Consider the following 17060-nt stretch of genomic DNA (forward strand, 5'->3'; position numbering starts at 1 on the left):
ACGGGCCAAGCTATTCGGGTGGTGTGGAGGGGATTCCCGGCGACAAGGGTTCGCCTCCCAGCCTTCCCGTCTGTCGTCGCCCACGGTAAGGAAGCATGTCATGGCAGGGGGAGAGATGGAGCTCCCTACTGGAACAACGATCTTTCCCCCTGGCCATGACATGGTTGGCTGAGCCCTGGGTGATGGCTGACGGGAAGGCGGTCCCACCGCACCCACTTGGCTACCTGCACTAAGCGATCATGGCCATCCCGGAGGCGGGTCCTAATGGTCTGCATAGGGCTACGACGAGTCCAGTGGGCCAGAGGCTCACGTCAGCACAGGTTGCACATCGACTTTGTAGGTGATGTGGTAGGTCCACTGACGGCTCGCGAATTCCCCTCTTTCTTTATCGTGCTTCCAACTCTGATCTGCGAGCGTCCACATATATTCGTTGTCCCCATCCGGCCAGTCGGCTACGTTCACTCTCTTTTGCACCGTCCCAAAGATGGTGTCACCCTCACCGAGGGTCGACCGAATGGCCAGCGCCGGTGGCGTGGCGGCAAGAATAGCCCCGGCAAACGCGCCGTTGGCGACGGAGGTCAGGGATTCGACCGCAGTTTCGATGTGTGCAGTAAGCGTAGAAGCCAATGACTGGAGCGTGTCTTCGTCGCCAAAGTCGGTGGTGTACGTGCGGAATTGGAGGCCAAATTCGACGAAGTCATCGACATATACGTCGTCGTCGAATATTATACAATCTCCACCTTCGAAACGGCCAGAACCCGCAGTGTCACGACCGACGTCGTCAAGCGTGACCGGACAGGTCAGAAGTGCCTTACGCTTGGAGCCGGACCGGGGGCCGGTGGCCGCTCCGCCCGCAACGTAGAACGCGCTGCCATAGTCGTAATCGGTGTCCTCGGTGGCCACGTATTCCAGCGTGATGGTGACACGTTTCTGCCGGTCGTTCGACTCTGCCATGAGTTTCTCCTATCAGGAAATCGTCTGAAGCGCGTCCTACGGTCGGCATCCAGTGGCCCATCTGGCGTTGGACCGTGCCAGACAGGCCTGACGATGCCGATGAAGCCAACCCCAGGCTCCGCGAACGGCAAGAGCCATTCTCTCTTATGCCCAAGGGCTTACATGATCGTGTCCAGTCTGATCGAGGATCGCACGGAGTGCTCAATCGATGACCCAGCGACTCTTCTTGATGAAGGTGCAACCCTCCCAAGGCGAAGGGCCGCGCTCTGCCGCTACCAGCGCAGGTCCGAGCTATGATCGCGAAGTGTCACCGGAGTAATTTAGAGGGTGACGCCGCGCCGACGCGCCGGGCGAGTCCTCGCAGGCCGGATAGCTTGCTGTGGGGATCCCGGCGAAGTAGCTCGGTGATGACCTGGCGGGTACCGGAGCGTCGTACTTCAGAAGGCGCTATTTTTTGGCGATGAGCAAGGCTCGTATTGCGCGGTCGGTCTTGCCCCAGAGTGCGTATGCCTCGGCTACGCCGGTGTAGTACTGGATGGAGTCGCGGAGTCAGAACCCGGCGCGGTAGCGGTCGACGCACTTCCTGGGGCGCCCTCACCGACGATCTGATTGATCAGCGAAGAGCAGGCGGACGCCGCAAGATCCGCCTCATGTCGAAAGTGTCATCGGATGATCCGGGAAGGTGCACTCTTTCCCGGCCGACCCACAGGTTTCACCGTTACTCATCACCAATATCTTGGTAGATGCCATGGGCGACGTAGTATGAGTCGCCATCCTGTACGAGGATGAACGTCTGAACGAAATGCCCCATCTCGCCATTCTGCATGCAGCGTCCTCTCGCCAAAGCGAGTATGGTGCCGTCCGCCAGGAGATGCGCGTCGACGGCCACAGTGCGGGCGGAATAGCCCGAGTTGGATTCGGCGAGGCTGGCCAGGTAATCCGGGAGAGCGTCTTCGCCTACGAACGTCCCACCATCAAAGGTTATAACAGTGCTCTCCCTGAACAGTCTTCCGGCGTCCGGTAAGTTGTTATCAAGCGTGTGGAAATAGCGATCCTTGATGAAAAAGCGGACGGCCTGAAGAGTTTCGTAGTCCACAGTCTTCCATTCAATTGCGTGTCGGTACGGATCCTCATACTTGAGGGCTGGAGAGTTCTGACAGCACGGACTCGGCTGGATGTCGCTCCGCCCTTATCGATGGTAATGATCACCTTCGACATCCCAACCCCTGCTGTCCTGGCACCAGCCCGGCGTCGCCGGCCCGAAACCATCTCAGCAAGGTCGGCGTCGGGAACTCGGCCAGGAGTTGATGCACTTCGACGGCCACTTCGGCAACATCCTCACCGACGGTGAACGCCTGTACATCGCCGACCTCGGGCTGGCGACCTCCCCTCGGTTCGACCTGTCCGCGCAGGAGATCGAGTTCCTGGAACGCAACCGTACCCACGACATCGGTTACGCGCTGATGCGGCTGGTCAACTGGCTCGTCACCAATATCTGCGGGGTGAAGGTGCCGCAGAACGGCATACCGGCAGAACGTAACGAATACATCCGCGCGTGCGCGGACGGCACGGACCCCGCTGGTGCCCCGCCGGCTGTAGCCGCAGTGATCCGCCGGTACGCACCCGTGGCGGCGGCCATGAACGACTTCTACTGGGACCTGTACGGCACCCGCAGGACAACGCCGTACCCGAGTGAGAAGATCGAACGCGCCATGAGCGCAATGCGCTGATCCCCACCCTGACCGAGGTCTTCTCTCTCCCTCATATCACCATCCTGAGCATCCGTATGGAGATGACGCGATGAGCGAAGTGATCTCTCGGGCGTCAGCCCGGGTTCTGCTGATCGACCCTGCCGGCCGGATCCTGCTCTACCGGGGCAGGTTTCTGCAGGTAGAGGGCCTACGCTACGCCTGGTTCACGCCAGGAGGAGGCGTGGATCCTGGCGAGAGCGCGCAGCAGGCCGCCGCCAGGGAACTGCGAGAGGAACTCGGGCATGTCGTGGCCCCGGAAGCACTCGGCCCGGTGGTGGCGACGAGCGAGGGCCCGTGGTCCGAGGGCAGGAGGCGCTTCTTCTCCCGCGACTTCTACTTTGTGCTGCGCGTGAATGGGCTGGAGGTGGATACCTCCGGCATGGATGAGGAGGAGCGGGCGGTGACCGACCGATTCCACTGGTGGCCCCAGGCCGAGCTGGCCGGGCCGCCCCCGGATGGAGAGGAGGTCGTGCCCCGGGATCTGGGCCCTCTGGTGGCGCGGCTCGCGGTCGGGGACCTCCCGGCCTCGCCGATCGTCCTGCCGTGGCACCTGCTGGGATGATCGGTAAGGCGGGAAACGCAGACGGTGTCGCGTGTGACGCCGGGAGAGCACCTTGAGCGAGGACCGGAGTCCGGCGAGAGAGTAGCTACCTCCCGTCCGGACCCAGCGCGATCGGTGCTGCTCCGTCAGCGTCCTTCGACTTTGAGCGTGCCAACGCGGGCGTTACGGCCCACCACAACCCGAAGACCGGCTGCTTCGAGCCGTTCCGTGATCTTGATCAGGGCCTGCCGACGCCAGGCACAGAAACGGAGAAGGTCAGGATCTGTCCGGTACGAGGTCCGGTGGTCAGCCGCTGGAGGTTGTCCGTGACGCCATCGGACTGGCGCCACTCGGCGGTCAGGACGAACAACGTACGCCGGTCCGGACCGCCGAGCATCAACGCGAACGGTGCCCGCTCCTCCGGCAGTTCGATGCGCTCGAGGATGTGGCCGCCCTCGGCGACGCGGGCGATCGAGGACCCGCCGGCGGAGACCCACACCGCGCCTTCGGCGTCCAGGCAGATGCCGTCCGGGGCGACGCCGTCGGCGAAGATCCGCCGGTTGGACAGACCTCCGTCCGCATCGATGTCGAACGCGGTGAGCCGCCCGGCGAACGACTCGGAAACGATCAGCGTCCGGCCGTCGGGCGTGATGACCATGCCGTTGGGAAACTGGATGTCGCCGGCGACCTGGCGCAGTTCGCCGTCTGGCGTGACGAGCTTGATGTAGCCGGGCTTGGGCGCGCCGCCACCGGCGAAGTCGAAGTCCGCCCCATTGATGTAGATGTTGCCGCGCCCGTCCACGACGATCTCGTTGCCACCCTGTTCGGCGACGGTGACCGTCGACCCGTCCGGCTCCTGGCGGCGCAACTTGTCCCCGGTCATCAGCAGCCTGCCGTCGGGCAGCCAGTCGATGGAGTACCCCATCGGCACCGGGCCCCGTACGGAGGCGACCTCCGACTTGCCGTCAAGGTCGACGGCCACGACTTCCCTGTCGATCCAGTTGCAGAACCACAGCCGGTCCTCGTGCCACCGCGGCGACTCGGGAATCCCCAGGCCCGTCAGCAGAACCTTCGGCTTGGACATGACGCCTCCTCACTTCGCCCGACTGCACCGACCGCAGCCCGGCTTTCCTGCCCTCTACACGAACGACCCCCTGCCCGATCGACACGACGACCTCAAACCTGCGAACGTTTGTGGCAGATGCCCGACGGGCGGGCCGTTCAGCCGCGTCGGACCAGCCGTCGCGTCGAAGCCGGCGCGGGACTGAAGCTCAGGCTGATGGCTCCAGCATGGGGACGAGGAACCGCCGGGCCACCGCGGCCAGTTGCTCGTCGTCATCCAGGTTGATGACGGCACTGGGGATCGTCAGGAAAGAGGTGGAGATCCGCACCATCATCTCGGCCACGAGGTCGACGTCGAGACCGCTCGACACGTTACCCGCGCGTTGCTCGCTGCGGAGCTGGCCGGCGACGAAATGCCGCACGGTGGCGAGGGTCTGGCCCCCGTCAGCCGTCATGGAGGGGACGAGTAGGTCCGGTTCCGTGGCGATGAGTCCGCCGATCAGCGGGTTGCCGCGAATTGCCCGCAACGAGCTCACGAAGCCCAGCACCACCCTGTCGGCAGCGGTGCCGGCTTGTTCGATGTCGATGAGAAACTGGTCGAAATAGCGGCGGAACTCCCGGCGCACCACGTGTTCGATCAGCGTGTCCTTTGTGTCGAACCGCCGGTAGACCGTGATCCGCGACACCTTCGCCAGCCGGGCGACGTCCTCCATGGTGGAGCGCCTGATGCCCATCCGGCAGAACTGCTCGTACGCCGCGTCAAGGATGCGCGTCCGTAGCTCGTCGCTGTCGTCGACGCGCTCGACGGCATCGACATAGGCGCGCTGGAGCAACGAATCCGAGTCCGACAGCGCCATGAATCCGGACAGCATCGATTCCACGATCCCCTCCTGTAGGGATTCTGCCTCAAACGCGGGTCTTGTGATGCTCGTCACACTGTGCTCTGATGATGATACACAGACTCATGATTTGTTTCTCAGTATCATCCATTTCTCGCATGCCCGGAGCGGAACCCCCCACCTCGAAGGAGTGCAGAGCATGGCAGAGTTGAGCAGGCGCAAGGTGCTGATCTCGGGCACCGCCATGGGAGCGCTCGGCGCGTTAGGGATGATCTCCCCGGCCCAGGCGGCCTCCCTGGCCGGCGACTGGACCTGGCCGGCCAGTGGTTCGATCGCGGGCTCCGGCAGCGGCGCCGACCCCCGATGGGTGTGGGACGACGTGGCCGATCCGCTCCTCGCCTCACTGTTCGACCGCGGCGTCATACCCGAGGTCAACCGGCTGCTGTACGACTGGAACCGCAACGACCAGCCCCTGCCCGCGGGACTGCCGGAGGATCTGCGGGCCTTCATCGAGCAGGCGCGTCAGCTGCCGTCGTGGGCCGACCCCGCCCTGCTGGATGCCGGGGCGCGGTTCCACGCGCTCAAGGGGAACTACATCGTCGTCCTCACCATCGTCGGCGCCGGGATGCTGGCCACCGCCATCCCCAAGGAGGCACGCGCCGTCTATTACTCCGCGGGTGGTGCGGATCTGAAGGACCGGATCGCCAAGACGAACATCCTGGCGTACGCGGTCAGACCCCAGAACGCCTGGGGCGCCGGCGGCACGGCCGTGGTCGAGGCCGTGAAGACCCGGCTGGTGCACGCGGCGGTGCGGCACCTGCTGAAGTCGTCTCCCCACTGGTCCGGCCCTATCCCGATCAGCCAGGAGGACATGCTCGTCACGTGGCACACCCTGGCGACGTACTCCATGCGCGGGATGCGGGAGTGGAAGGTGCGCATCTCCTCCACCGAGGCCGCGGGGTACCTGCACTCGGTGCAGATGCTGGGGCACATGCTCGGTATCAGGGACGAGTTCCTCCCCGCCACCTGGGACACCTCCTACACCCAGTCGGACCTGGTCCTGCCCAGGAACATGGGGCCGACCACCGAGGGGGTGGAACTCAACGCCATCCTGCGGGACATGCTCGCGGAGCTGACCAGCCCCGGCGGCGTCGACAAGCCTCTCGTCAACGCGTTCTCCAGGTACCTCACCGGCAACCAGGTGGCCGACTGGAACGGCATCCGACGCGAGCCGCTGTGGGACCCGGTGGTCAAGACCGCCTGGCCGCTGCTGGTGCAGTTCCGGGAGGGTCTGATCGGGCTGCCGCTGGTGCCCGCCGCCGCCTGGCTCCTCGACGAGGCGGTCAAGAAGTGGACCACGTACTACCTCACCAAGGGGGCACAGACCAAGATCGTGATTCCGACGGGCAACCGGCCCAGCTGATCACGGCCGTCGCCGCGTCCGCGCGGCCCTCGGGTCTCACACCGCCCGCAACGGCGTAGGGCATCGCGAGCGGATCGCGGGTTGCGGTGGTTCGGCGGCGTAGGCAAGACTCGGCGGCAGTCGTGAGGTGGGCGGAGGGGACGATGAGCACCGCTGACAAGGGCAACGCCTATCTGGAACGGGTCGTCGCGCAGCAGGCGGTGCTCGAGGACGACCTCAGGGCACGCCGCGCCGCCCCCGGCGAGCCGGCGCCGCCGGCGGGGCCGCTGGCCAAGCGCGAGCGGGCCATCGGCGGGGCGGCGCCCGACACGGCGGCCGCGGGCCCGGTGGACGTACGGATCACCGGGTTCTGGCGCTGGAAGAACGTGCTCGTCCCGCCCAACGCCTTCGTGGTGCACACCCGGCGTGGCCGCGAGAAGCCCCTGCACGTCGGCCTGGGCGTGTCGTTCCGCTTCAACCCGTCCACCGACTCTTTCCTGGTCGTGCCGGGGGCCACCCAGACCATCCTGATCAACGCCTACTGCGTCTGCCGCGAGCTCCAGGGTGTGCTGGTGCAGGGGTACGTGCAGTGGATCATCCAGACCTTCCCCGTCGCGTACCGCAAGCTGGACTTCAGCGATCCGCAGGACCCGATGCGGCTGGTCAACCTCCAGCTGCGGGAGCAGGCGGAGGCGGCCATCAAGGACAAGGTCGCGACCATGGGCGTGCGCGACGTGCTCAGCGACAAGCAGCCCATCATCGAGGAGCTGACCGCCCGCCTGCGCGCGGTGGCCGAGGGCGAGGACGACAGCGACCAGGGGCTCGGCCTGCGCATCGTCACCGTCCAGATCAAGGAGGCCGTGGTCAGCTCGTCGCGGCTCTGGGAGAACTTACAGAAGCCCTACCGGGCCGAGCAGGGGCAGCTCGCCCGCCTGGCCGAGCTGCAGTCCGAAGAGGCGATCACCCAGCGCGAGATGGCGGCCGACCGCCTCAAGGAGACCCAGCGCCTGGAGAACGAGCGGGAGCTCGCCGGGCTGCGGGCCCGTAACGAGGCGTGGCAGTTCGACACCGAGGTGGCCGAGCGGCTGCGGCGCACCCAGCGCCGGCACGACGACTCCAGGGCGGTGGCGGAGTTGGAGACCCAGACGACCCTGCACGCGCTGCGGATGGAGCGCGAACGGCACACCGAGGAGGCCGAGACCGGCAGGCTCCGGATCGAGCGGGAACAGGAGCTCAAGAGCCTGGAGCTCGCCGGCGAGCTGGAGCTGGCGCGTTCCCGGGCGCTGGCCGACCATGAGCGGGCGCTGCTGGACGTGGAACGGCTGCGGATGCGGGCCGACATCGACAACCAGCAGTCTCCGGCCAGCCTTCAGGCCAAGCTGATCGGCTTGCTGCCCGAGATCATGGCGCAACTCCCCAAGCCGGAGGAGCTGCGCATGGTGTCGATCAACGGCAGCGACCGGACCACCGTGTCGGGCCTGCTGGCCGAGCTCGCCGCCATGGTCGGAGTGCTGCGCTCCGCGATCGACCGGGACACGCCGGCTTCCTGATCGGCGAGGTTCCCCGCTGTTCGCTGTTGTGGCGGGCCCCGGTCCGCCGACCGCCGCACCGGCTCGGCGCCGGGAGCGGGCGCACGCCGACCAGCCAGTCACCTCAGGGCTGCGACGTGCAGTTCGCGGAGCACATCACCGAGAACGGCGGCGGCGTCGCCGAGCACTTCCTTCTCGAACGTCGAAGCGCTGTCGCTCCATGGCTGGGCGTTGACGAGCACCCGGACCGTGCCGGGTCGGCAGAACTCGATGAGCCCGGCGGCAGGGAACACCGTGCCGGAAGTGCCGATGGCGATCCACACGTCGGCGCGGCGGGAAGCCTCGATCGAGGCACGCATCTTCTTGGCGGGGAGTTGCTCTCCGAAAAGGACGACGTCGAGGCGCGCGATGCGTCCGCAGTGCGGGCAGGTGGGCACGGTTTCGTGGATGTCGTCGTCGAACCAGGCGCCGTTGCGAGCGTGGCATGCCTTCCGGGAGCAGCGGGTGGCGAATGCGTTGCCGTGGAGTTCGGTGACGTTCGCGGATCCGGCCCGGGTGTGGAGCCCGTCGATGTTCTGGGTGGCGATGTGCACGTCGAAGTGGGATTCGGCGGCGACCAACGCCTCGTGCGCCGGGTTTGGTCGGGCGATGGATGCGGCGCGGCGTAGTTCGTTCCAGTGCTCCCATGCCTGCTGGGCCTTGCCGTGCCAGCGGGAGGCGGTCGTGAGCTTCGCGATGTCAGGGTTGCGATCCCACATGCCGTTGCCACCTCGGTACACGGGCAGCCCCGAGGGGGCGGAGATCCCGGCTCCCGTGAGGACCGCAAGCCGAGGTTTGCGCTCAGCGATGGCAGCGTCAGGCATACGATCATTGTCGGCCTTGGCAATGTCTCATACCACCGCATTTCCGACCTACGGCACGCAGTAATCCGGTTTCCGTACGGTGCACCTGTGCGCCACCATCACCATCAACAACCCGACCCTCAGCAGCCTCACCGTCGCGCACGCTGGCCGCCTGCGGCAGCGCTTACCTCGAAGGTGGGCCGACCGTGATGGATCAGCATGACCTGGTAATGGCAGCAACCGCGAGTGGCATCGACTTCGAAAAAGGCGTCCTCGCAAACTCGCTTCATACAGTGGCTCTGATTGCCGGAGTCGCCTCCCCGGGAAACTGGGCGATGACAGCCGACGCATACAGTGGAGTCAGGCTGTGCAAGGAGCCGACCATCGACGACAACTACCAGCCATAATGGATTGGCGCGCCTAATTGCTCCCACGAGCCGCCGCTTCAGTTGGCGGGCGAAGGCTGCTGATTGTGGTCGATGAAGACCAGTCCATCGGCGAGTAGCCCGTACAACGCCTCCGATCGAGATCCTGCCGATCCGGCAGCGGTAGCCCGGCGTGCCCGGCCCGCGCGGCGCTTGATGGACGCGGCTGCTTCGATCGTGTCGGGCCGACCCGAGCCGGTCAGGCCCGAATCACCGGACGTCTGATCGGTGTGTTCGCCTCTCTGGGCCGCCCGTCCTGCTCGGCTGCGACCGGTCACGCGCGCCGCACCGTGCCTGTGTGGCTCTGACTCCGGCCACCGTGGTGCTCGGGTGGATTTCCGGCCGCTTCGTGACAGCCGACGGCCGGCCCGCGGGTGGCACTCTGGCCCACCCCGTCGTGCCATCGAACTGCCCCCAGAGGGCGAGCACGACTCCCGTGGAGCGCCGCGATCTCCCTGCCCCGGCGCCGTCCTGCACCGATTTCCTCTGGCAGGCGCCGGGTCTCCCCGGCGGCGGTCGGGTTCAGCCGGGCCGCGACTGCCATGTCCGAGCAGTAAACAATGGCAGGCGAAATGAGGGATTGAGGGAAGTGGACGGCTGAAATTTTAGGTCACTCTAAATTGCCGGATATGCATGCTTACAAACCCGTGGCACATTGCGGACACGAGCCTTGTCAAGCCGGATTCACAAGCGCACAGTCAAAGCAAACAATCCGGCCCTGGAGGGTACATGAACAAAAAGGGCGCACCAAATCCCCGCGGCAGAATCGCAATAAGACGTCTCTTATCCGCTGGCCTCGCGATATTCGCTGCCGCCTTCCTCGTCGCGCCGCCCGCAGCGGCCCTGGCCCTGCCGACGCCGAAGGAATTCGTGTCGAATCTCGACCTGGAGTGCTTCAAGACCACCACGTACCAGCCGCCGGCCACCACATTGGTGCTGCGCCACCTCAACCCCGTGCTCGGTAACCTGCCGACCGTGCAGGTCACGCTGGGCCAGCGCGAGCAGCTCTGCGTCCCGGTGGCCAAGAACAACGTCATCCCACCGCCGAATGTCCTCGACTACGTCAGGTTCGTCGACCTGTCGTGCTACCGGGTGACCGGGCCCTCGATCAACCAGAATCTGGGGTTGCGCCACCTGAACCCGGTCCTGCAGAACGTACCGGGCATCAGTGTCACGCTGAACGTGCCCCAGCATCTGTGCGTGCCGGTCGCCAAGAACGGCGTGGTGCCCGCCCCGGACATCCTGCGGGTCATCTCGCACATCGACCTGCTGTGTTACGCGCACCAGCCGAACCCGTCCATGAACCTGCCCCTGACCCTCACCCAGCTCAACCCCGTGCTGGTCAACCAGATCCCCACCCAGACCGTCCAGGTCACCGCCGCCCGCCAACTCTGCGTCCCGGTGCAGAAGGCCCGCGACGATATCCCGGCGGACGTGCTCAACGTCGTACGCTGGATCGACCTGGAGAAGTTCGACGTCGGCAGCCCGGCCATCTCCCCGGTGCCGCTGACCCTGAGACACCTGAACCCGGTGCTGGGGAACCTGCCCCCCGAGGAGCTCAGGCTCACCGGCGCCGCGCAACTGGCCGTCCCCGTCTCCAAGAACGGAGTCGTGCCGCCCGGCTGATCTGCCTCCGCGACCGGGCCGGATGACCGGCCCGGTCGCGCCCGCTGCGTAAGGCTCCGCCGTGGGATCGCCTGCCAACGTACCCTCGGCCGTATGTTCGCCTCCTGCTGCGACCCCTCTTCGTCTCCGAGATGGGCCAGGAGAGCGGGTGCTCGAATCAGAGGGCCGCCGCCCGGTCATAGATCGCGCGTAACCACGGCCGGCGAACCGCCGGCAGTCGCACAAGCGTGTCGCGGAACACCTGCCAGTCGGGACTGAAGCGGTGGTACGGCAACAGCGGCGGCGGATCGTCTCGGCGTACGTCGGCGGGTATCCGGTTCGCCGCGGGGAGAAGCCGCCGGTCGTCATGGAAGGCCAGGTCGACGGGCTACCGCTCTGCGTCGACTGGCACATCCATCCGCTCTCATGGGCCGTCTGGGCTGCCAATAGCACGGTCATTCTCGACCGGCTCCCCGGCCACTTTTCCGAGCTGCACAGCACCGGTGAATCCGAGTCACCGACCCCCAAGCAGCCCATCGAGCACCTGGCGATGGTCCGTTCGCAGGCAAGCAGATCGCCCACCGCTCGCCAAAAACGGCAACCGCACAGTCAACGGATGCGGTTACGACCGCAGTCGCCCGGGTGCCGGCGATCAGCCGCCGGGCTTGGTGAACTCCACACCGTCGAACCGGAACACCGTGGTGCGACCGGGGTAGTCGCTGACCGCCAGAAGTCGGCCGTCGGCGGAGAAACCAACCTCCTGGTACCAGCCCGACCGCTCGCCGGGTACGGCGAAGTGCGGCTCCAGCGGTTGTCCGGTCGCAACGTCATAAACGACCACCGGGCCGCGGTGGAGAACGCCTGCGAGCAGGGTGCCGTTGGGTGACAGCGCGAAGTCACCCAACCGCTCGCACCCCTCCCACTCGTCCTCGATCGCCCAGCACAAGGCACCGGATTCCACCGAGACGCCAAAGCATCCTGACGTCGCGCCGCTCGCGACAAGGATCTGCTCGGCCCCGTCGAACGCCAGCTTGTCGAACCGGTGGCTGATCCCCTGGAATCCCGCCGGGAAGGGGAACGGGGCGGCGAGCACTCGCTGACCTGCGTCGACATCCCAGATCTCGAGGTCGTACTCCGTATCGCGGTTGTCCGGGTCGTGGGCGAGGCCGAGGAGCCGGCCCGACGGCGACAGCGCGGCGGTGGTCTGGAAGCGCTTGCCTGCCGGAAGATCGAGGCACGAATCGCCGTCCGGGCCCAGCACTCGCAGCGCGTGATCGTTGTCGACCACCAGCATCCGCCGGCGGGCGGCATCCCACCCTGGCCGGGTGTGGGGCAGGCGTTGGACATGACCGGTGGCGAGCGCCACCGTGTAGCTCACCTCCGCCATGGAGATCGTGTCGCGGACGGTGAACGTCAGGTGCGATCCGTCCGGTTCGAACATCACGGTATGGATCAGTGAGTACTGGTACGCATCGGTGTACACCACCTGGCGCGCGCCGGTCCGTAGGTCGACTGTCTGCACATCGGAGCCGGCCGCCCCGATCCGGTCGGGGATGCCGCGGGCGACCGCGGCGGTGTGGCCGTCCGGGTGCAGAGCGATCGCCACGACGCCGTTCTTCGCCTGTGTCGCGCACTGTACGACGACGTCGCCCGGTTCGCTTGCCGCGACGTCGCGGAGGAGGGCGTACCCGTCACGCATCTTCTCGGTGACGACCTTCTCCAGAGCCTCGCGCGCCGCGTCTCCGTGATCGAACGACTTCGTGCGTCCCTGAGGCTTCCCAGTGCCGGCCCACCAGTTCCGGTGCAGCTCGGCCCCGTCGATCCGGAGTTCCAGGTACTTGGGCTTCGAGGCACCGGGATGAGTCAGGAGAATCTGGTCACGATCCACCCGCGGCATTGTAGAGGTCTCCAACGCACAAAGTGGGCAGCTCGGCTCAGCTGCTCCTCCTCGGGTTCGAGGCCCCTTCTCGCAGGTCACGCACGTGGACCGGCCTTCAAGGCATGTCGCGGCCGCGCGGCAACGCGCCGCATGCATCGGCGATCTGCAGCCCGAACAGCGCGGAACCCACCCGCATACCTGGTCGGCTCGCGGCGCCACGCCTGCACCAGCTGCTCAGGACAGCCAGTTTCGCACGAGGGCGAGCATCGGGTTGGACAGCCAATTGACGACGAATGCGACCAGGATGCCCAAGAGGAAGAAGACGATTTGAGTGACGAATCCCCTGCGGTTCTGTCCGGTGAACTGGCGTCGCAAGACGTCGTCGAGCGCCTTGACCTGTTCGGGCGTCAGCGCCGCCAGCCGTTCGGTACTGTCCACCTGCGCGCTGAGCTGCTGAAGCGCGACCAGCCGCTCCTGCAGGTAGCGCTCGAGCTCGCGCGAGACCGCCTGCGCCTCTTTGACCATGTCCTGCAGCCTTTTGACGCGCTCGGTCAGGATAAGTTCCCGCCGCGCCACCCGTTCCCGGCGACGGGCCAGCAGCGTGGTCACCCCCCAGAAGGAACCGCCGACCGCGGCGATCGCTCCTGGCACGCCGAGCGCGACCCACCAGTAGAACCTGTCGAGCAGCGCCTGCCCCGCCGGTTTCTCCATGTCAACGCCTGCCAGCGACCCGACCAGGCCGATGACGAACGGCGTGCCCACCACCACCCATGCGATGAGGCCGCCCACAAGCCAGAGGCCGACTTTGGTGTCGTCATCAGCCGCAGACCCGGCCTGCGCTTTCTCGGCAGAAGCGCCGGGCTGGCCGCTGGACGGGTTGTCGGCCGGAGGCTCGTCTTCAGAGGGCGACGTCATTGCTACAGAGTGCGATCCGGGGACAGCGCATGGCAAGCCCTCCGCCGTGATACCGCACGCCTGAGTTCGTCGCGGAGCGTCGAGTTGGAGCTGTGGGTTCTGGTCATGCGTCGAGACTCGTGCGTAAGCCGTGTGACGCCGACCTGTGGTGGCCGCTATGGACCGGCGGGAGGCCAGGCTCTCGAGGTGGCGTTGCGGGCTGACGAGCCCGGGTGAGCAGACGTTCACGCCTTGGGGCCTTGAGGCTTGCCGCCGGCCAGCAGGTCGGCCCGGCTGTTGGAGGCGGTGGAAGCGTCCTGGCGGGTCGCGTGGATGATCGCGGCGCGCAGTTCGGTGAGTGCGGCGACGAGCGGGACGCAGGCCTTGATGAGGTGGGTGGCGGCGCGGGGAAGACAGGCCGCAGCGGCGAGGGCGGCGGCGATGCCGCCGATCAGGTTGAGGATGGTCGTGGACACAGGGTGCTCCTGTCGGCAGGTGGGTGGTCGCGGACGTGAGTGCCGGTCACCGCCGATTGACGCACCCCACTACGTGACGGGTCATACCGGTTGAGTCACGGCGGGTGTATTGCCGCTGGCAGCGGCTTTACGGTGGTCTTCCCGGTCCGGTCCGGTCCGGAGGCAGGGCCCAGCGGCTGGGGTGGTGATGAGCGAGACGGAGACGACACCGCGGCAGTTGTTCGCCGACCGGCTGGCCGAACTGCTGGAGCTGACCGCCGACCTTCCTCTCAAGAGCGCGATCACCCAGGCCAACCGGCGCCGTCCCGGCGGGCGAGGTCGCCCGGTGTCAGATCGCCGGGTCAGCGACTGGAAGCGCGGTCGGCATCCGCCCGAATCGGAAGCGGCCTTCCTCGTCTTGATCCGGGTGTTGATCGAGCACTGCCGTGGCCGCCGGGTGCTTCATAGTCGGGTCAGCGCAGGTCTGCTGGATGAGGAGCAGTGGCGGCGCTGGTTGCGCTCCGCCCGCGAATCCCCGCCCGATCCCGTCGACACAGCGCGGCCGGCAGGACACGCCGATCCGGCTGCTGTCGCCAACCGGTGGGCGAGCAGGTGCCCCTATCTGGGGTTGGCGCCATTCGGGCAGAGCCAGGCAGAGGTGTTCTACGGGCGAGAGAAGCTGACCGCGCAGCTGGTGGACGCCCTGGCCGACCGGCTGGATAAGCCCGGGATTCTGGTGGTGAGCGGGGCGTCGGGAGCGGGCAAGTCCTCCCTGGTGCACGCGGGCCTGCTGCCGGCACTGGCCACCGGAGGACTGAGCGCTGAGTCGGCCCGCTGGCCGGTGGCGGTGGTGCGTCCGACCACCCAGCCACGCGATGAGCTGGCGCGGGCGCTGGCCAGGGTCGCGGGCAGAGACCCTGCGGCCATCCGCACACTGCTGGAAGCCACCCCCGACCAGGCGCACACGGTGGTGCGCGACGTTGTGGACGCACACGCCGCACCGGGCACGGTCGTCGCCAGCACCGGGGAGCGACTGATCCTGGTGATCGACCAGTTCGAGCAGATCTTCACCCTTCCCGATGACGTCCACCCTGGCCTGAACAGCCCGGCCGAACGGCAACGCGCCGACTTCATCACGGCCCTGCACGCGGCAGCTGCCCATCCGTGCGGCCCTGACGGGGAGCCGGCCGCGCTGGTGATCGCGGTGATCCGCAGCGATTTCCTGTCCTCCTGCGCGGCCTATCCCCAACTGGCCGACGCGGCCAGGGACGGGGTGTTCCTGGTCGGGCCGATGAGCGCGCCGCAGCTACGGCTGACCATTACCGGGCCCGCCGAGCAGGCGGGCCTGCACATCGCCCCCGCCCTGATCGACGCCATCCTGGCGGATCTGCCGGCCTCGGCATCTGACGGCGGGTACGAGGTGGGGGCGTTGCCGTTGTTGTCGGAGGCGATGCGGGTGACCTGGCAGCACCGCGAAGGCGACCAGCTCACCAGCCACGGCTATGAGCTTTCCGGTGGAGTCGCCCGTGCCGTCCAGACCAGCGCCGAAGCCGTCTACACCGCCCTGACCCCCGGCCGGCAGGCCATCGCCCGCCAGGTGTTTCACCGCATGACCACTGTCACCCGCGATGGGCGGGCCGTCCGCCGGCCGATCCCCTACCGCCGCCGTCCCAACCCGGAGCTCGACGCCCTTGACCGGCCCGAGGCACCTACTGCGGCCGGGGGCCGGTGCGTTGAGTCAGCCTTCGGGATCGAGGATGTGGTCGAGGCCTTCGCCGCGCAGCGGCTGATTGTCGTGGACGGGGAAACAGCGCAGATCACCCACGACACTTTGCTGCACGCCTGGGGGCGCCTGCGTGGCTGGCTGGAGGACGACCCGGCCAACCGTGCCCTCTACAGCCAGCTCGTCGATGACGCCGCTGCTTGGGCCCACAACGGCCGTCCCGCTTCCTACCTGTACCGAGCCGAACGTCTCACCGCGACCCTCAAGACCCGACAGCACTGGCACACGGCGCTCGACCGCTACCCTCCTCTCAGCCGGACCGAGGAGGATTTCCTCAACGCCAGCACCAAGGCCGCAACGCGCGCGAAACGGCGTCGCAGGACCGTTCTGGCCACGCTCATCGGAGCCTTCGTCGTTTCCCTCGTCGCGTCCACCATTGCCATCCGAGCCCAGCAGAACACCAGCCACGAACGAGACCTCGCCATCTCCCGGCAGCTCGCCGCGCGAAGCGAACTGCTGAGCAGCGACCCCGCAACCTCGGCCCTCCTTGCTGCCGCGGCCTGGCACATTGCCCCCACCAGCGACGCCCGTGCCAGCCTCATCACGGCTCTCAGCCGACCGTACCGGGGTATCTTCACGGGGAACACCACGCAGGTCTTCTCGGTAGCCTTCAGCCCCGACGGCCACACTCTCGCCACCACCGACGACCACACGATACGGCTGTGGGACACGGCCACTCGCCGCCAGCTCGGCGCACCGTTCACTGGCGCCGTCGGGGGAATCTCCTCGATGGTTTTCAGCCCGGACGGCCGCACCCTCGCTACCGGCAGTGACGATGGCGAGGTGTGGTTATGGGACATCGCCACCCGTCACCAGCTTGGCGCCCCACTTACCGGCCACACCCAATCAATCCTCGCGATGGCCTTCAGTTCGGATGGCCGCACCCTCACCACCGTCGGCTTCGACAACACGATACGGCTGTGGGACGTGGCATTGCCTTCTGATCTCGTCGGAGCCGCCTGCGCTGTGGCGAATCGCGCGCTGACGCGTGAGGAATGGGCCCAATACGTGCCGGCCAACCAGGAGTTTCGCAACGTCTGTGCAGTGTCGACGAAGCTCGATCACCAGTGATGCCTTGGGGTCGGTCGCAGCATTGCTA

At 66.8% G+C, this 17060-nt stretch carries 14 protein-coding genes; 6 read left to right on the forward strand and 8 right to left on the reverse strand.

The window, feature by feature from the left end:
- Nucleotides 1-306 precede the first annotated feature (306 nt).
- Both AB0J87_RS36195 and AB0J87_RS36200 read right to left on the reverse strand, forming a co-directional pair.
- Entirely contained in the window at nucleotides 307-954 is a 648-nt protein-coding gene (locus AB0J87_RS36195; protein ID WP_363972629.1) for a hypothetical protein, read from the reverse strand.
- 718 nt (nucleotides 955-1672) lie between these two features.
- Nucleotides 1673-2050: a ketosteroid isomerase family protein gene (locus tag AB0J87_RS36200; RefSeq protein ID WP_363972632.1), complete on the reverse strand. Its 378-nt coding sequence runs from the start codon at nucleotides 2048-2050 to the stop codon at nucleotides 1673-1675.
- A gap of 211 nt (nucleotides 2051-2261) precedes the next feature.
- Between AB0J87_RS36200 and AB0J87_RS36205 the strand changes: the two genes are divergently transcribed.
- Nucleotides 2262-2684, forward strand: coding sequence for a hypothetical protein (locus AB0J87_RS36205; RefSeq protein ID WP_363972635.1), 423 nt, complete (start codon nucleotides 2262-2264; stop codon nucleotides 2682-2684).
- Nucleotides 2685-2754: 70 nt separating this feature from the next.
- Nucleotides 2755-3267, forward strand: coding sequence for an NUDIX domain-containing protein (locus AB0J87_RS36210; RefSeq protein ID WP_363972638.1), 513 nt, complete (start codon nucleotides 2755-2757; stop codon nucleotides 3265-3267).
- 217 nt (nucleotides 3268-3484) lie between these two features.
- Here AB0J87_RS36210 and AB0J87_RS36215 read toward each other — a convergent pair whose 3' ends face one another.
- Together AB0J87_RS36215 and AB0J87_RS36220 are read right to left on the reverse strand one after the other, a co-directional pair.
- On the reverse strand, nucleotides 3485-4330 hold the full coding sequence (locus AB0J87_RS36215; RefSeq protein WP_363972641.1) for an SMP-30/gluconolactonase/LRE family protein: 846 nt from the start codon (nucleotides 4328-4330) through the stop codon (nucleotides 3485-3487).
- 187 nt (nucleotides 4331-4517) lie between these two features.
- The gene (locus AB0J87_RS36220) at nucleotides 4518-5180 is read right to left on the reverse strand and encodes a TetR family transcriptional regulator (RefSeq protein ID WP_363972938.1); all 663 of its coding nucleotides are present in this window, start codon (nucleotides 5178-5180) and stop codon (nucleotides 4518-4520) included.
- Between the two features lie 166 nt (nucleotides 5181-5346).
- Between AB0J87_RS36220 and AB0J87_RS36225 the strand changes: the two genes are divergently transcribed.
- The gene (locus AB0J87_RS36225) at nucleotides 5347-6570 is read left to right on the forward strand and encodes an oxygenase MpaB family protein (RefSeq protein ID WP_363972644.1); all 1224 of its coding nucleotides are present in this window, start codon (nucleotides 5347-5349) and stop codon (nucleotides 6568-6570) included.
- Between the two features lie 143 nt (nucleotides 6571-6713).
- Complete coding sequence (locus tag AB0J87_RS36230) at nucleotides 6714-8099, forward strand: SPFH domain-containing protein (protein ID WP_363972647.1); 1386 nt, start codon at nucleotides 6714-6716, stop codon at nucleotides 8097-8099.
- A gap of 98 nt (nucleotides 8100-8197) precedes the next feature.
- On the opposite strand, the gene AB0J87_RS36235 is transcribed toward AB0J87_RS36230, so the two are convergent.
- Nucleotides 8198-8941, reverse strand: coding sequence for a Sir2 family NAD-dependent protein deacetylase (locus AB0J87_RS36235; RefSeq protein ID WP_363972650.1), 744 nt, complete (start codon nucleotides 8939-8941; stop codon nucleotides 8198-8200).
- Between the two features lie 1274 nt (nucleotides 8942-10215).
- On the opposite strand from AB0J87_RS36235, the gene AB0J87_RS36240 reads away from it, so the two are divergent.
- Nucleotides 10216-10971: a hypothetical protein gene (locus AB0J87_RS36240; protein WP_363972653.1), complete on the forward strand. Its 756-nt coding sequence runs from the start codon at nucleotides 10216-10218 to the stop codon at nucleotides 10969-10971.
- Between the two features lie 631 nt (nucleotides 10972-11602).
- On the opposite strand, the gene AB0J87_RS36245 is transcribed toward AB0J87_RS36240, so the two are convergent.
- The 3 genes from AB0J87_RS36245 to AB0J87_RS36255 form a co-directional block, all read right to left on the reverse strand.
- Nucleotides 11603-12838, reverse strand: coding sequence for a hypothetical protein (locus AB0J87_RS36245; RefSeq protein ID WP_363972656.1), 1236 nt, complete (start codon nucleotides 12836-12838; stop codon nucleotides 11603-11605).
- A 225-nt stretch (nucleotides 12839-13063) separates the two neighbouring features.
- The gene (locus AB0J87_RS36250) at nucleotides 13064-13744 is read right to left on the reverse strand and encodes a hypothetical protein (protein ID WP_363972658.1); all 681 of its coding nucleotides are present in this window, start codon (nucleotides 13742-13744) and stop codon (nucleotides 13064-13066) included.
- 224 nt (nucleotides 13745-13968) lie between these two features.
- Complete coding sequence (locus AB0J87_RS36255; RefSeq protein WP_363972661.1) at nucleotides 13969-14199, reverse strand: hypothetical protein; 231 nt, start codon at nucleotides 14197-14199, stop codon at nucleotides 13969-13971.
- A 187-nt stretch (nucleotides 14200-14386) separates the two neighbouring features.
- Here AB0J87_RS36255 and AB0J87_RS36260 point away from each other — a divergent pair, with 187 nt between their 5' ends.
- The gene (locus tag AB0J87_RS36260; protein WP_363972664.1) at nucleotides 14387-17032 is read left to right on the forward strand and encodes an AAA family ATPase; all 2646 of its coding nucleotides are present in this window, start codon (nucleotides 14387-14389) and stop codon (nucleotides 17030-17032) included.
- Nucleotides 17033-17060 lie beyond the last annotated feature (28 nt).

The sequence above is a fragment of the Nonomuraea sp. NPDC049625 genome, from assembly GCF_040675285.1.
Taxonomy (GTDB): Bacteria; Actinomycetota; Actinomycetes; order Streptosporangiales; family Streptosporangiaceae; genus Nonomuraea; species Nonomuraea angiospora_A.

Excerpts from the sequence above, each read along its gene's own strand:
- AB0J87_RS36195 (WP_363972629.1), bottom strand. The coding sequence starts at position 954 with ATGGCAGAGTCGAACGACCGGCAGAAACGTGTCACCATCACGCTGGAA.
- AB0J87_RS36205 (WP_363972635.1), top strand. The coding sequence starts at position 2,262 with ATGCACTTCGACGGCCACTTCGGCAACATCCTCACCGACGGTGAACGC.
- AB0J87_RS36210 (WP_363972638.1), top strand. The coding sequence starts at position 2,755 with ATGAGCGAAGTGATCTCTCGGGCGTCAGCCCGGGTTCTGCTGATCGAC.
- AB0J87_RS36215 (WP_363972641.1), bottom strand. The coding sequence starts at position 4,330 with ATGTCCAAGCCGAAGGTTCTGCTGACGGGCCTGGGGATTCCCGAGTCG.
- AB0J87_RS36220 (WP_363972938.1), bottom strand. The coding sequence starts at position 5,180 with ATGCTGTCCGGATTCATGGCGCTGTCGGACTCGGATTCGTTGCTCCAG.
- AB0J87_RS36225 (WP_363972644.1), top strand. The coding sequence starts at position 5,347 with ATGGCAGAGTTGAGCAGGCGCAAGGTGCTGATCTCGGGCACCGCCATG.
- AB0J87_RS36230 (WP_363972647.1), top strand. The coding sequence starts at position 6,714 with ATGAGCACCGCTGACAAGGGCAACGCCTATCTGGAACGGGTCGTCGCG.
- AB0J87_RS36235 (WP_363972650.1), bottom strand. The coding sequence starts at position 8,941 with ATGCCTGACGCTGCCATCGCTGAGCGCAAACCTCGGCTTGCGGTCCTC.
- AB0J87_RS36250 (WP_363972658.1), bottom strand. The coding sequence starts at position 13,744 with ATGACGTCGCCCTCTGAAGACGAGCCTCCGGCCGACAACCCGTCCAGC.
- AB0J87_RS36260 (WP_363972664.1), top strand. The coding sequence starts at position 14,387 with ATGAGCGAGACGGAGACGACACCGCGGCAGTTGTTCGCCGACCGGCTG.